Annotated in this window: 11 protein-coding genes; 7 read left to right on the top strand and 4 right to left on the bottom strand. The window is 61.6% G+C overall.

All coding sequences use genetic code 11. The features are described from left to right. Positions 1-128: 128 nt before the first annotated feature. The gene (gene miaA / locus QQJ96_RS06100) at positions 129-1,076 is read right to left on the bottom strand and encodes a tRNA (adenosine(37)-N6)-dimethylallyltransferase MiaA (RefSeq protein ID WP_284331102.1); all 948 of its coding nucleotides are present in this window, start codon (positions 1,074-1,076) and stop codon (positions 129-131) included. Between the two features lie 175 nt (positions 1,077-1,251). Between miaA and tdh the strand changes: the two genes are divergently transcribed. From tdh to kbl, 6 genes are all read left to right on the top strand, one after another. Further along, positions 1,252-2,286: an L-threonine 3-dehydrogenase gene (gene tdh / locus QQJ96_RS06095; RefSeq protein ID WP_284331076.1), complete on the top strand. Its 1,035-nt coding sequence runs from the start codon at positions 1,252-1,254 to the stop codon at positions 2,284-2,286. A 218-nt stretch (positions 2,287-2,504) separates the two neighbouring features. Beyond that, positions 2,505-6,161 (top strand): DUF748 domain-containing protein, encoded by a 3,657-nt coding sequence (locus QQJ96_RS06090; protein ID WP_284331075.1) that lies wholly within the window; start codon positions 2,505-2,507, stop codon positions 6,159-6,161. Between the two features lie 289 nt (positions 6,162-6,450). Then, the gene (locus QQJ96_RS06085) at positions 6,451-7,278 is read left to right on the top strand and encodes an SAM-dependent methyltransferase (protein ID WP_284331074.1); all 828 of its coding nucleotides are present in this window, start codon (positions 6,451-6,453) and stop codon (positions 7,276-7,278) included. 58 nt (positions 7,279-7,336) lie between these two features. Further along, entirely contained in the window at positions 7,337-7,630 is a 294-nt protein-coding gene (locus QQJ96_RS06080) for a hypothetical protein (protein WP_284331073.1), read from the top strand. A 77-nt stretch (positions 7,631-7,707) separates the two neighbouring features. Beyond that, positions 7,708-9,441, top strand: coding sequence for a tetratricopeptide repeat-containing diguanylate cyclase (locus QQJ96_RS06075; protein WP_284331072.1), 1,734 nt, complete (start codon positions 7,708-7,710; stop codon positions 9,439-9,441). A gap of 113 nt (positions 9,442-9,554) precedes the next feature. Further along, on the top strand, positions 9,555-10,754 hold the full coding sequence (gene kbl / locus QQJ96_RS06070) for a glycine C-acetyltransferase (RefSeq protein ID WP_284331071.1): 1,200 nt from the start codon (positions 9,555-9,557) through the stop codon (positions 10,752-10,754). Between the two features lie 58 nt (positions 10,755-10,812). Here the strand turns inward: kbl and QQJ96_RS06065 are convergent, their stop codons facing one another. Further along, positions 10,813-11,655, bottom strand: coding sequence for a hypothetical protein (locus QQJ96_RS06065; protein ID WP_284331070.1), 843 nt, complete (start codon positions 11,653-11,655; stop codon positions 10,813-10,815). Between the two features lie 10 nt (positions 11,656-11,665). Here QQJ96_RS06065 and QQJ96_RS06060 point away from each other — a divergent pair, with 10 nt between their 5' ends. After that, positions 11,666-12,532, top strand: a complete 867-nt coding sequence (locus QQJ96_RS06060; protein WP_284331069.1) for a LysR family transcriptional regulator — start codon at positions 11,666-11,668, stop codon at positions 12,530-12,532. On the opposite strand, the gene QQJ96_RS06055 is transcribed toward QQJ96_RS06060, so the two are convergent. Together QQJ96_RS06055 and QQJ96_RS06050 are read right to left on the bottom strand one after the other, a co-directional pair. Continuing rightward, a complete protein-coding gene (locus tag QQJ96_RS06055) occupies positions 12,447-13,274 on the bottom strand; it encodes a pseudouridine synthase (RefSeq protein WP_284331068.1) in 828 nt (275 codons plus the stop codon). The genes QQJ96_RS06060 and QQJ96_RS06055 overlap by 86 nt on opposite strands. Before the next feature lie 94 nt (positions 13,275-13,368). Further along, the coding region (locus tag QQJ96_RS06050) for an OmpA family protein (protein ID WP_284331067.1) at positions 13,369-13,986 on the bottom strand (618 nt) is incomplete at its 5' end.

Below are 13,986 nucleotides of genomic sequence, written 5' to 3'. Positions count from 1 at the left end.
AAAGCGACGCCAATGGCGCCCCGACCCGAGTTTCCAAATGTTAACCGCTTTTAAATCAAGGATGAAAGAGTTTTGTAAGTCATGACAAAGACATAACGAAATAACGGCGGCTTCTTTACAACCAGGTATCAGTTCCTACCTAGGAACAGCCCTACGGCATCCACCGCCCGCCCCGGCAAATCGATCCGTTCCGGGTCCAGCACACGCGCGTCCAGCTCACTGCGCAGCCAGGTGATCTGCCGCTTGGCCAGCTGCCGGGTGGCGAAGATGCCCCGATCGCGCAACTGGGTCGCATCATAGAGGCCATCCAGGTGCTCCCAGGCCTGTCGGTAGCCCACTGCACGCATGGCCGGGAGATCCGGGCGCAGGTCGCCACGCTGGCGCAGCGCGCGCACCTCATCGAGCAGGCCCTGGCGCAGCATGCTGTCGAAGCGCTGGGCGGCACGGGCGTGCAGCGCGGCGCGGTCTTCCGGCACCAGCGCCAGCTTCAGCACCCGCCATGGGAAAACCTGGCCGCGTCCGCCTTGCTGCTGCGCGCTGAGCGGCTGACCGGTCAGCTGGATCACTTCCAGTGCGCGCTGGATGCGCTGTGCGTCACCGGGCTTGATGCGTGCAGCGGCTTGCGGATCGAGTTCCGTCAGCCGGCAATGCATGCCTTCCCAGCCAATCGCCGCGGCCTGCTCTGCCAATTGCGCCCGCACCTCGGCATCCGCCTCCGGCAGGCGGGACAAGCCACGCTGCAACGCGCGGAAGTACAGCCCCGTTCCGCCCACCAACAAGGGAACGCGGCCGGTTTCACCGACACGCTGCATGGTTGCCAGAGCGTCCGCGCTGAACTCCGCGGCCGAATACGGCTCGGCCGGATCGCGGATGTCGATCAAGGCATGCGGGTAGCGCGCGAGCGTCGCGGCATCGGGCTTGGCCGAACCGATATCCAGGCCACGATAGACCAGCGCCGAATCCACGCTGATCAGGTCAAGTGGAAAACGCTCGCTCAGGGCGCACGCCAGCGCCGTTTTGCCCGACGCGGTCGGGCCCATGAGGAAGATGGCGAGCGGGCGATGATCAACAGGCATCTGCACAGTTTAACGACTAGCCTTTTGTTGCGAACCGCATGGCTGTTCGCCGTTGCTTCGTGCAACGGCAGAAAAGCCATCCGCTGCGCATGCGGCGGCGCAGTAAAGCCCTCGCGGCATCGACCGATATAATCGTCGCTTGCATTCCTCCCCCCGCCTGCTGTGGATGTACCCCATGCCGCAAACGATGAAAGCCCTGGTCAAGCGCCTGCCCGAAAAAGGCATCTGGATGGAAGAAGTGCCGGTGCCGGAAGTCGGCCCGAACGAGGTGCTGATCAAACTGGAAAAGACCGCGATCTGCGGCACCGACCTACATATTTACAAGTGGGACGAGTGGTCCCAGCGCACCATCAAGCCCGGCCTCACCATCGGCCATGAGTTCGTCGGCCGCGTCGTGGAGATCGGACCGGGCGTGACCGGCTACAAGATCGGCGACCGTGTTTCTGCCGAAGGCCACATCGTCTGCGGCCATTGCCGCAACTGCCGCGCCGGCCGCCAGCATCTGTGCCCGAACACGGTGGGCATCGGCGTGAATCGCAATGGCGCCTTCGCCGAATACATGACCATGCCGGCCGCCAACCTGTGGCCGATTCCGGACCAGATCCCCTCCGAGCTGGCCGCCTTCTTCGATCCCTACGGCAACGCCGCGCATTGCGCGCTGGAGTTCGACATGGTCGGCGAAGACGTGCTGATCACCGGCGCGGGCCCGATTGGCATCATCGCAGCCGGCATCGCCAAGCACGTAGGCGCGCGCAACGTGGTGGTCACGGACATCAATGACTTTCGCCTCAAGCTGGCCGCCGACATGGGCGCGACACGCGTGGTGAACGTAGCCAACCAGTCACTGAAAGACGTCATGAAGGACCTGCACATGGAGGGCTTCGACGTGGGCCTGGAAATGAGCGGCAACCAGCGCGCCTTCAACGACATGCTCGATTGCATGTACCACGGCGGCAAGATCGCGCTGCTCGGCATCCTGCCCAAGGGCGCCGGCATCGACTGGGACAAGGTGATCTTCAAGGGCCTTACACTGCAGGGTATCTACGGTCGCCGAATGTACGAGACCTGGTACAAGATGACCCAGATGGTGCTTACCGGCTTCCCGCTGCAAAAGGTGCTCACCCACCAGATCCACATCGACGACTTCCAGAAGGGCTTTGACCTGATGGACGCCGGGCTGTGCGGCAAGGTGGTCTGCTCCTGGCACTAAGCCCAGGCTCGGGATGCCAATCCCGGTAGCATGGCGAGACGGAGGCCGGGATAGTAACCCCGGCCTCTCTCTTAAAAAAAGCCTGACCTGGCTTCTACGCAATTCCTACCTCGCACGCTACACTCCCGCCAGCGTGCCGACATGAAGTTTGGGATAGTGCACGGCTTGTTGCGCCGGCACGATCGGTCCGCTTGTGTCACGGTAGGAGCATCGACGGCATGGCAAACCGGAACCTGTCACCCAATGCGCTGCTCCAGGCCAGCCGCGAACGCGCAGCAGGCCTGTACCGCTCCCGCCGACTGCGCATCACGTCGCTGGTGATCGTCATTGCGCTTGCGCTGTTCGGCCTGTTCGGCTTTTTCATCGCGCCCGGCATCATCAAGAGCCAGCTCGAAAAGCAGCTGACCGCCCAGTTGCAGCGCCCCGTTGCGATCGGCGCGATCCACTTCAATCCGTATACGATACGACTGACGGTGGACAAACTGCATATCGGCGAACGCGATGGCGCTTCGTCCTTCGTCGATCTCGACCAGCTGGTGGTGAACGCCTCGTGGAGTTCGCTCTTCCACCTGGCTCCGGTGCTGGACCAACTGACGCTGCAGCATCCTCAGATTCGCATTGTGCGCAGCGGTCCCAAGACGTTCAACTTCAGCGACATCCTTGAGCGCTTCGAATCGAAGCCGGCGGACCCGAACGCAGCGCCGACGCGTTTCGCGATTTCCAATATCAGCATTCACAACGGCGACATCAGCTTCGACGACAAGGTGCTCAATGCCACGCACCGTGTGGACCAGCTTGAGCTTGGCATTCCGTTCGTCGCCAACCTGCCGCACGACGTCAACATCTTCGTACAGCCGCTGCTGGCCATGCGCGTTGATGGCAGTCCACTGCGGATCCAGGGACAGACCAAGCCGTTTGCGAGCAGCCGCGAATCGGTGATCAGCTTCAACCTGGATCGCCTGGACCTGGCCAAGTACCTGGCTTACTCCCCCGCGCCCTTGCCCGCCGACATTCCCAGCGGCTTGCTGTCGGGCACGCTGGAGGTGCATTTCGTGCAGGCGCAGCCGGCCCCGCAATTGGCGCTGCAGGGTGCGTTGCAGCTGGACAACTTCAGCATGACCACCCATGAGCATGCCCCGATCCTCGAACTGGGGCATGTTGCCGCCGCATTGCAAGACGTCCAGCCGCTTGAGTCGCGCTATCACTTCAACATGCTTGAGCTCGACCATGCGAGCCTGCATTACAGCAAATTGCCCGGCGGACACACCAACTTCGACGCCTTGCTCGGCAAGAACTCGCCACCGCCCAAACCGGGCACGCCACCGACCGATGCTGAGATCGGTACGCTCGCCCTCAAGGGCAGCTCGTTCGACTACAACGATCTCACCGGCCCAACGCCAGTGCACCTGCAACTGGAAAACATGCAGGGTAGCGTCCGTCACCTTTCCACCGTTTTGGCGCAACCGGCCGCCGTGGATGTGAACGCCGGACTGGCCGGCGGAACCTTGCATGCCGTCGGCAACTTGTTCGAGAAGAACAGCCGCTTCGAAGGCCAGCTCAGCGCGAGCCATGTCGGCTTGCAGCCGCTGGCGGCGTTAGGTCCCGCGCTCAACGCGGAAATCGCCAGCGGCACCCTGGATGGGGATACGAAACAAAAAATCGACTGGAGCAAGACGCTTGCCCTGACCGTCGACAACAGCAAGCTTGCCGTCAACGATTTCGAGCTGAAGCAACGAGACCGCAAGCCGGTGGCGTGGCAGACGCTGGCGGTAGATGTCCATCATTTCGACCTCGGCAGCAGTACCGCTCAGCTCAGTGACGTCAGCTTGCACGGCTTGAAGATCGAAGCCCAGCGACTGAAGAACGGCAACATGGATCTGGCGAATCTGAGCAAGCCCTCGCCGCCGGCCAAGGGCAAGCCGGCCGCGTCGCCGTCGTGGCATTGGAGCATTGCGCATCTGGTCATCGGCGACAGCAGTTTTGCGCTCACCGATCCCAGCCTGCCCGCCAAGCAGGGACGCATCGAGATCCATGCGGATAAATTCAGCCTCGAAAGTCTTTCGGACGACATGCGCAAGCCGGTCAAGCTGGATCTGAGCGGCGGCATCGGTCACGGCACATTCAAGGCCGATGGCCAGGTCAAACCCGAACCGATGGACGCCGACCTGCGCATCGTGGCAAACAAGCTGAATGTCGCGCCATTTGCGTCGCTGGTGCAGGTGCCGCTGAACGTGAACATCGATAGCGCAAAGCTCAGTGCGAATGGACGCGTCCGCTATCGCGATCGCAAGCCGCAAGCCTTGATGGCTTATGCGGGCAGCATGGCGCTGACCCGCGTGCAGGTGCTGGACAAGCTGACCGGTGAGGATTTCCTGCGCTGGAATACGCTCGCGGCCAGCGGGATGAAGCTGCAAATGGACGGCAGCGCGCCCAAGGTCGATGTCGCGGGCATTGCGGTTGATGATTTCTATGCCCGCGTGATCATGAACGCCAATGGCCGACTCAATTTGCTGGATGTCGTATCCAATCCAGCCCAGGCACCGGTTTCTGTGACGCACGAACAAGCAGGCGTCGCACCTCAGCAGAGCGTGCCACCACCCGCAAAAGAAACGTCGCGTGCACCGGGCGGCGGCCATACGACCACGGCAACCCTTGCCACCACGTCGAGCTCCGCCACACCGCCGGCAGACATCCATATTGGCCAGATCACGCTGGCCAACGGCAATCTCAATTACACCGACAACTTCATCAAGCCCAATTACACCGCCAACATCACCCAGCTCGCCGGCAAGATCGGCGCTTTCGGCACCGATACCACCGGCAAGCCGGCCGATGTCGCGCTGCAAGGCGAACTGGACGACACCTCCCCGGTGAGCATCGAAGGCGGCATCAACCCGCTCACGCCGATGGCGTTCCTGGACATCAAGGCCAAGGCCAATGACGTGGAGCTCACCCACCTGACGCCCTACTCCGGCAAGTACGCCGGCTACCCGATCACCAAGGGTCGGCTCACGATGGATGTGCACTATCAACTGGACCAGAACAAGTTGAACGCGGACAACCACATCGTGCTCAACCAGCTGACTTTCGGCGATCGCATGGAAGGCCCCGGCATCAGCCATCTGCCGGTGAAGCTCGCGGTGGCGCTACTGAAGGATTCCAACGGCAACATCGACATCCACGTCCCCGTGTCCGGTTCGCTCAACGATCCTGAATTCAGCCTCGGCGGCGTGATCTGGCAAGCCTTCCTGAATGTGCTCAAGCGCGCGGTGACCTCGCCGTTCCGCTTGCTGGCCTCGGTAGGCGGTGGCGGCGGACAACAGGATCTGGACTATGTCGAGTTCATACCTGGGTCGGCCGTGCTCGATGCGCAGGCGCAAGACCGGCTCACGCATGTGGTGGATATTCTCAACAAGAAGCCGGACATCAAGCTGGACATCACCGGCCGCGTCGATTCATCGGTCGACGAGGAGGGCCTGCGCAAGGTCACGGTCGATGACATGGTGCAGAAGGAGGAAGCCGACGACATCGGCACAGCCGCCGCCAAGGCCGCCCCCGTGAAGCCGGGCAGCGACGACTACAACAAATACCTGACCAAGGCCTACAAGCACGCCAAGTTCGATAAGCCGCGCGATTTGATCGGCTTGACCAAGTCACAGCCTGCCGAGGAAATGACCAGGATGCTCGAAGCCAACGTGACGGTCGACCAGGATGCCCTGCGCCACCTGGCCGAGCGCCGCGCCAATGCGGTGCGCCAATACCTGCAAGGCAAGATCGCCGATAACCGGGTGTTCGAGCTGGCGCCGAAGCTGGATGCCAAAGGGATCGACGACAAGGGCAAGAGCACGCGGGCTGATTTCAGCCTGCATCTGTAGCCGCGAGCGGGCGCTTTTGTCGTAAACCTTTTCATGCTCCCTTGAGGTCAAAAGTGGACCTTGCCCGTCACACGGCTCGGTAGCGTTACGCGGCACATTTGCACTTGTCCGGGGACATACTTAAGAGCATGCAGTAGTGCTTGGCTTCGAGTTTCGCCATGAATTGCCTGCATCGTCGCGGCCAAGGCTTGGGCCAAGGCACAAGGCACACCCCTTGCTTGGTTGCGTTGTTGCTGCGCCTGCCGCTGCAAGCCATTTCGATCATCGCGTCACTAAGGAAGGTTCCGTAATGAGTGCAACTGCGCCATCGTCATCGCACGAGACCGCCCGTGGCAGCCTGGCCTGTGTCGGCATGGGCATGACCCTGGGTTCCCACCTCACTCCCTTGGCACGCGACCACATCGAGCAAGCCGACGTGGTATTCGCGGCGCTTTCCGACCACCTCGTGGAATTGTGGCTGCAACGCATGAACGCCGACGTGCGCAGCCTTCAGCCTTATTACGCGGAAGGCAAATCCCGCTTGAAAACCTATCGGGAGTGGGTGGATCTGATCCTGACCGAGGTGCGCGCAGGCAAGCGCGTCTGCGCCGTGTTCTATGGTCATCCCGGCATCTTCGCCTGGTCGCCGCACAAAGCCATCGAGATCGCCCGTGCCGAAGGTTTCCAGGCGCATATGGAGCCGGGCATTTCCGCCGAGGATTGCCTCTACGCCGACGTGGGTATCGACCCGGGTCGCTTCGGTTGCCAGCATTTCGAAGCCAGCCAGCTGCTTTTCTATGAGCATCGCATCAACCCTGCCGGCTATGTGGTGCTATGGCAGACCGCACTGGTCGGCGATTGGTCGCTCACACGCTTCGAGACCGGGCCGGCGTACCGCCAAGTGCTGGTAGACCGGCTGGCCAGGGACTATCCGCTCGATCATGAAGTGATCGTTTACCACGGCGCAACGCTGCCGATCGAACAGGCCCGCATCAGGAAGGTAAAGCTGCGTGATTTGCCCGAAATCTCGTTGGCCTCGGAAGACACCGTGGTGCTGCCGCCTGCCCTAGCGCTGAAGCCGGACCTCGCCATGCGCGAGCGCCTGGCCGAGCTGGACAAGGCAACCGGCTTCGCATGAGGCAGATAGCGCTACAAGACAACACTTAAATCGACTTCACAGGGGAAAGGGGAAGTACATGGCAGATACGATCCAATGGCTGGAAACCATCGGCAAGAACGCCAAGCTGCGGCACGCACCGGCCGAGGAACTGGCGCAGACTTTGGCCTTAGCTGACGCCTCAGAGGCATTGAAAGCCGCCGTGATGTGCCAAGATCGCGCACCGCTGTCGGTCGAATTTGGGCATAAGGCGATGAAATCCGATCACGGCTCCAACGCCATCCCGCACGGCGACGAGCCGGATCCTGAGCATGACGAGGATCCTTGCGGACCCTCCAGGCCCGATCAAGACAAACCGCCGCACGATCGATAGGCGGCACCCCTATGCTGCGGTGGAAGATCCGCTCCTGGCCATGGCCCGTTTTGTTGGCCATGGCCTTTGGCGTTCTCATGCAGCCCATAGGTGCCGCTGCATCTACGCCGCCTAACGCGGCACTTCTGACCCAGGCTGAAGATCTGCGGACCTCCGATCATCCGCAGTTTCTGCGGCTGCTTGAGACGCTGCAGCAGCAAGCTTCCAGCATGTCCCCGCACGAGCGTTGGCAGCTGCGCTATCTGCAGGGTTGGCAGGCGGCCTTTCGGGGCGATTACGCCGGTGCCGAGGGCATACTGCGAGAAGTCATCGGGCACTCCGGCGATCCGCCCCTGGTGGCCAAGGCTTCGGCCGTCCTCATGAATGCCATGGCCAGCAACCGGCACTACGAGGAAGCCTTCGAGCTGGCCAATCGCCTGATGGCCGACCTGCCCAAGATTGAGGATACGCAGGCACGCTTCCTGGTCCGGCTATATGTCGCTCAAGTACTCAGTTATGCCGAGCAGTACGATCTGGCGGCGAACTACTTTCGCGACATGCTGCAGGCACTCCCGCCGGGAGAGACGTCGTGCAAGCCGGAAGCCATGCTGATTAGCGTGCTTTACCAAAGCCATAAGCTCAACTCCGCCAGCATCGAACTTCCGCGCGGGATCGAAGCATGCCGGGCGGCCGGCCAGCCGATTTTTGCCGACACCATCTGGCTGGTGAAAGCCAGCCTTTATCTGGATGAGGATCAACCGGATCGGGCCATAGCCTTGCTGCGCCAGATTGCCCCGCGCATTCTTGCCAGCCAGAACTATTACCACACGCAAAACGTTCAAGAGGAATTCGCCCAGGCTTATTGGAAGCTGGGCGACGATGACAAGGCCCGCAAGGCGGCGCTCGCCGTCCTGGCTGTCAGCGACCCGGGCGACATCAACGGGACGCTCAAAGATGCCTACGAAATCCTTTATCGCATCGAAAAGAAACATGGCCGTGCGATGGCGGCATTGACTTATTACGAGCACTACGCCGCGCAGAATATCGGCCATCTCAACGATATCAGCGCCAAGACGCTGGCCTATGATGTGGCCCAGCAACGCATGCTTGCGCAAAAGCTCGAAACGGAAAAGCTGAGCAGGCAAAACAAGCTGCTGCAGCTGCAACAGGCGCTGGCCGCCAAAACGATCGAGACCGGCCACCTCTATATCGCCCTGCTGCTCCTGGTCCTGGCATCCGTCATCTTCTGGCTGCTGCGCACCAAGCGTTCGCAACTCCACTTCAAACAGCAGGCCCGCCTGGATGGGCTTACCGGCATCTTCAACCACCAGCACTTCATTGGCGAAGCCCAGCGCGCCTTGCAGCTGCTAGAGCGCAGGCGCGGCGACGCCTGCCTGGTATTCATCGACCTGGACTACTTCAAGCAGATCAACGATACCCATGGTCACGCCGTCGGCGATGCCTTGTTGAAGCACACGGTCGCTATTTGCAAGCAGCCAATGCGCGCCAACGACCTGTTCGGCCGCCTTGGCGGCGAGGAGTTCGGCATCCTGCTGCTGGGCTGCTCGCACGAGCAGGGCATGGTTATCGCCGATCGAGTCCGCACGGCGATTGAAACTACGCCGATGAATGTGGATGGTTGCGCGATAACGTTCTCTGCCAGCATCGGCCTGGTTTCCACCCAGGCCTGCGGTTACGGACTGCAACTGCTGTGCCGGGAAGCCGATGCGGCGCTGTATAGGGCTAAACGCAGCGGGCGCAATCGGCTCGTCTCCCATGTCGAGCACAACGATCCAGTCAAGCTGTTCCAGGTGGGGCATGGCGGGCCATGACCTGACGCGGGACATTGCAGCTGTAATCCAACCACCCTTCTGCATGCGCCGAGGGTTTCCCCGGCAGCCCGAAAAGCCGAAAATGCCCCTTTCCCCCATCGGCAGCATGTCCCATGAGCTACCCCGGCCAGGCGCGTTACGCCCAAGAACTTAACGATATCCGCGAGCAGGGCCTGTTCAAGGCCGAACGCATCATCACTTCGCCGCAGTCCGCCGAGATCGAACTGGAAAGCGGTCGCAAGGTGCTCAATTTCTGCGCCAACAATTACCTTGGCCTGGCCGATCACCCCGAGGTGATCAAGGCCGCCAAGGAGGCCCTGGACAGCCACGGCTTCGGCATGGCTTCGGTGCGCTTCATCTGCGGTACGCAGGACTTGCACAAGCAGCTGGAAAAGAAAATCGCCGAGTTCTTCGGCACCGAGGACACCATCCTCTACGCCGCCTGCTTCGATGCGAACGGCGGCCTCTACGAGCCACTGCTCGGTGAGGAAGATGCGATCATCTCCGACGCGCTCAACCATGCTTCCATCATCGACGGCATTCGCCTGTGCAAGGCCAAGCGCTTCCGCTATGCCAATTGCGACATGGCCGATCTGGAGCAGCAGTTGCAAGCCGCCGATGCGGCGGGGGCTCGTACCAAGCTGATCACCAGCGACGGTGCGTTCTCGATGGACGGCTTCATCGCGCCACTGGACCAGATCACCGCGCTGGCCGCCAAGTACAACGCCCTGGTGCATATCGATGAATGCCACTGCACCGGCTTCCTTGGGCCGCACGGCCGTGGCTCGGCGGAAGTGCATGGCGTGCTGGACAAGATCGACATTTTCACCGGCACCTTGGGCAAGGCGCTCGGCGGCGCCGTGGGCGGCTTCACCACCGGTCGCGCGGAAATCATCGAGATGCTGCGCCAGCGCTCGCGTCCCTACCTGTTCTCCAATTCGCTGCCGCCACACGTGGTCGCGGCGGGCCTCAAGGTATTGGACATGCTCGATTCGGCAGGCGAACTGCGCGAACGCGTGCAGGAAAATACGCGCTATTTCCGGGAGCAGATGACCCGTGCCGGCTTCGACATCAAGCCGGGCGTGCATCCGATCGTGCCGGTTATGGTGTACGACGCGAAGAAGGCACAGGCAATGGCTACCGCCCTGCTCGAAGAGGGCATCTACGTCACTGGCTTCTTCTATCCGGTGGTGGCGCAAGGCCAGGCGCGTATCCGCACACAGATGAGTGCCGCGCATACGCGCGAGCATCTGGATCGGGCGATCGCAGCGTTTATCAAGGTGGGGCGTTCGCTGGGTGTGATTGGCGGATAGTCGCGTTTGCAAAACGCAGCTCCCTCCCCTGCCGGCAGGAGAGGGAGCGATTCTTCCGTTACGGCAAGTTGCTCAGGTCAGGGTGGTATTTCCAGCTCTCTGTGCTGCTTGAACGCACCGCGTCGGTGAAATCGCGTAAAGCGTTCTGGTCATTGGCCAGCAAATCGGCAACGTCCTTGCGAAAGCCGTCATAGCTCGCCCAATTCGCACGCGCCACCATCAGCATGTATCGCGGCGTATCACCACCGCTCACCAATCGATACCATGTGTGCGGCGGCGCAGCTGGGGTTGATGCAAGCACCCGCCGCGCCGCCTGCAAGGCGTGCTCAAAACGTGATTGCATACCAGGACGCAAATCAAAATACGTAACCTGCACCGCATCGCTAGGCTGACGCTTTTCCAGCGGCGTGCCGTAGCTCAATTCGGGCAGCAACTGATAGGCGAGTTGCGCCTGTGGCGTGACATAAGGTGTTACGCTGGCCCTGAAGTCCGCACCATCCTGCTCGACGTCGACACGATGATCGAACGCCGCGAAGGGCTCGCCGACACTTGCATCAATAAAGTAGCCGTCGCGCTTGCCGTCCGAAACCGTCCAGCCATACCAGACCAGCGGATCGTGATGGCTGCGGTGCCAGCCCAGATGATGGCGATAGCCATCCTCGAACTTGGCCTGTGCACCGGGGTTTACCTGGTAGACGAAGAAGTGCGCGGCAGGCCCTTGCTGGGCCCGGACGGGCGCGATCAGCAGGCATGCCAGCGCCGCGATCAGTAAGCGATACATCATGGAAATCCTCGCCGGGAATGAAGGAAGCCACGCCATCCTAGGCTTGCCCCCGTTCACCGAACCATGCGAATCTTTTTGGCGGATTCCCCAAAATTTTTTCAGGCCCGCCGCCCGCATGAACGTGGAAATGCGTTACCTGCATGCCTTTCGCGTAGTCTGCGAGGCCGGCAGCCTGCGTGCCGGAGCCGGGATCCTGCATCGCACCGAACAAGCCGTGAGCTATCAGTTGCGCAAGCTGGAAGAAGCGCTGGGCATGCCGGTGTTCCAGCGCAGCAATGGTCGATTGACACCCAATGCCGCAGGCGAACGGCTGCTGGCATTCTGCCGCGAGATGGGGCGCGACTGGGACAGATTGCGCGAGGAAATCCGCGCCAGCGAGTCACCTTCGCCGCCGTTGCGGATTTCGGCGGTCAGCGGTTTTGGCCGCTATCAACTGCTACCGCTGTTCCTCGAAGGCCCGTTGGCCGACGTGCCCATTCGCATGCGCTATCCCACCGCGGAAGAGGTCGTTCGCCATGTCGAAACAGGTGTCAGCGATCTGGGCTTCGTGCATCGGATGGATCCACATGAGCGGCTCAGCCATATACCCCTAGGTACGGAAGAAATCGTGCTGATTGCCGCAGCTCGCTTGTCGCAATCGCCCGCATTGGATGTCGAATCGCTACGCGACGCCACGTACGTGACCTACGACGAAAGCGACTACGTATTCGCCACCTGGTTTACGCAGGCGCTTGGCATGAACCTCACACACTGCAATGTGGCCTCGCACTTCGAGGAGCTGGAGGAAGTGCTGGAATGGGTGGCAGCGGGACGTGGCGTGTCCATCGTGCCGGCAGCCTGCATAAACGATCATGCAGCGCGCGGCGACCTGATGGCTTTACGCAAGCCAGGCAGACCTTGCCAAAATACTATCTACGCCGTGCTGGACCCGGCACGCCATCACGTTGCAATCGAGCGGACTTTGCAGGTCGTGCGGAAGCACGCGCAGTTTTAGCGGGAGAGCGATCGCTATCGGACGAGCCGGCGAGACCGGCCACTTCCTCAGCCGTCAGATGACGCCATTGCCCTTTGGCGAGGGTACCCAGCGCAAGCTCACCGATGGCGATGCGGATCAGACGCAACACGCCGATGTCCTGCGCCGCCAGTAAGCGGCGAATATGCCGGTTGCGTCCTTCCTCCAGCACGACTTCGAGCCATGCGTTCTTTTCGCCGCTGCGCAGCAGGGATACGCGCTTGGCTGCAAGTTGTTCGCCTTGGTCTTCCACGCCCTGCAGCATGCGATCAAGCGCAGCAGGGTCTGGTATCGCATCGATCTGCACGTGGTAAGTCTTGTCCACGTGATAACGCGGATCGGTGAGCCCTGCCGCCCATACGCTGTCGTTACTGAGCAATAGCAAGCCCTCGCTTGCCTTGTCGAGTCGCCCGACCGGCCCCAGCCAGGGCAAGCCTGCGTTCGCCAGCAGTTCGTAGACGGTATCGCGCCCGCGCTCATCGGCGGCGCTTACTACGATGCCGCGCGGTTTGTTGAGGGCGATATAGACGCGTTCGGCAGCACCAACGGCTACGCCGTCCATGCAAATGCGCTCACGTGTGGAATCGGTAGCCCGCTCAGGGTCGCGTATGATGCGGCCATCCACGCTTACGCGGCCTTCGCGCACGGCTTTCTCCGCCTGACTGCGTGAGCACACGCCCAGCTTGCTGAGCACACGTGCGAGCCCGTGGCGTGGAGCCGCCATGGATGGGGAGTGGCGTGTAACGGTCATCGCCTAAGACAATAAAAGAAAAGCCCGGCCAATGCCGGGCTTTTCCAGGTTGCTTGCAAGGGTTCGCTTACTGCTGAACCTGCAGTTCGGTACGACGGTTGCGGGCGCGACCCTCGGCCGTCTTGTTGGTGTCGATCGGGCTGTCCATGCCGTGGCCGATCGGGCCTTCCAGACGGCTCGGATCGATGCCATGACCGGTCAGGTAGTCGTACACGATCTTCGCACGACGCTCCGACAGACCCTGGTTGTAGGCGGGCTTGCCCACGCTGTCGGTGTAACCGGCCACCATCACCTTCACCTGCGGATAGCGCTTGAGCGTATCCACTGCCTGGTCCAGGATCGCCAGCGAGTCGCTGCTCGGCACGGCCAGTGCCGGCTCGATGTTGGTCTCGCCCTTCTTCGGACGGTCGAACTTGAAGTTCACGCCCTTCAGGTCGATCACCACCTTCTGCGGGCAGCCATCCGGACCCACGATCGTGCCTTCCGGCAGATCCGGGCACTTGTTGTCGCACAGGTTCACGCCGTTGCGGAACTGCTTGGAGCAATCGGGCTGCGGCGGCGGAGGCGGCGCGGCGGCAGCGGCCGGGGCCGGCACGGCACCGATCTTCGCCACGATGCTGAAGCCCAGGAACCAGTCGCCATAACCGTTCTTCGACGGCTGGGTCTTGTCGTCCCAGTCATAGCG

The sequence above is a fragment of the Dyella flagellata genome, assembly GCF_030160275.1.
Lineage (GTDB): Bacteria > Pseudomonadota > Gammaproteobacteria > Xanthomonadales > Rhodanobacteraceae > Dyella_B > Dyella_B flagellata.
This window is presented reverse-complemented; position numbering and strand designations above follow the sequence as displayed.

What these genes read in the sequence shown, in the direction of transcription:
- miaA (WP_284331102.1), bottom strand. Translation starts at nt 1,076, where the DNA reads ATGCCTGTTGATCATCGCCCGCTCGCCATCTTCCTCATGGGCCCGACC.
- tdh (WP_284331076.1), top strand. Translation starts at nt 1,252, where the DNA reads ATGCCGCAAACGATGAAAGCCCTGGTCAAGCGCCTGCCCGAAAAAGGC.
- QQJ96_RS06090 (WP_284331075.1), top strand. Translation starts at nt 2,505, where the DNA reads ATGGCAAACCGGAACCTGTCACCCAATGCGCTGCTCCAGGCCAGCCGC.
- QQJ96_RS06085 (WP_284331074.1), top strand. Translation starts at nt 6,451, where the DNA reads ATGAGTGCAACTGCGCCATCGTCATCGCACGAGACCGCCCGTGGCAGC.
- QQJ96_RS06080 (WP_284331073.1), top strand. Translation starts at nt 7,337, where the DNA reads ATGGCAGATACGATCCAATGGCTGGAAACCATCGGCAAGAACGCCAAG.
- QQJ96_RS06075 (WP_284331072.1), top strand. Translation starts at nt 7,708, where the DNA reads ATGCAGCCCATAGGTGCCGCTGCATCTACGCCGCCTAACGCGGCACTT.
- kbl (WP_284331071.1), top strand. Translation starts at nt 9,555, where the DNA reads ATGAGCTACCCCGGCCAGGCGCGTTACGCCCAAGAACTTAACGATATC.
- QQJ96_RS06065 (WP_284331070.1), bottom strand. Translation starts at nt 11,655, where the DNA reads ATGCGGGCGGCGGGCCTGAAAAAATTTTGGGGAATCCGCCAAAAAGAT.
- QQJ96_RS06060 (WP_284331069.1), top strand. Translation starts at nt 11,666, where the DNA reads ATGCGTTACCTGCATGCCTTTCGCGTAGTCTGCGAGGCCGGCAGCCTG.
- QQJ96_RS06055 (WP_284331068.1), bottom strand. Translation starts at nt 13,274, where the DNA reads ATGGCGGCTCCACGCCACGGGCTCGCACGTGTGCTCAGCAAGCTGGGC.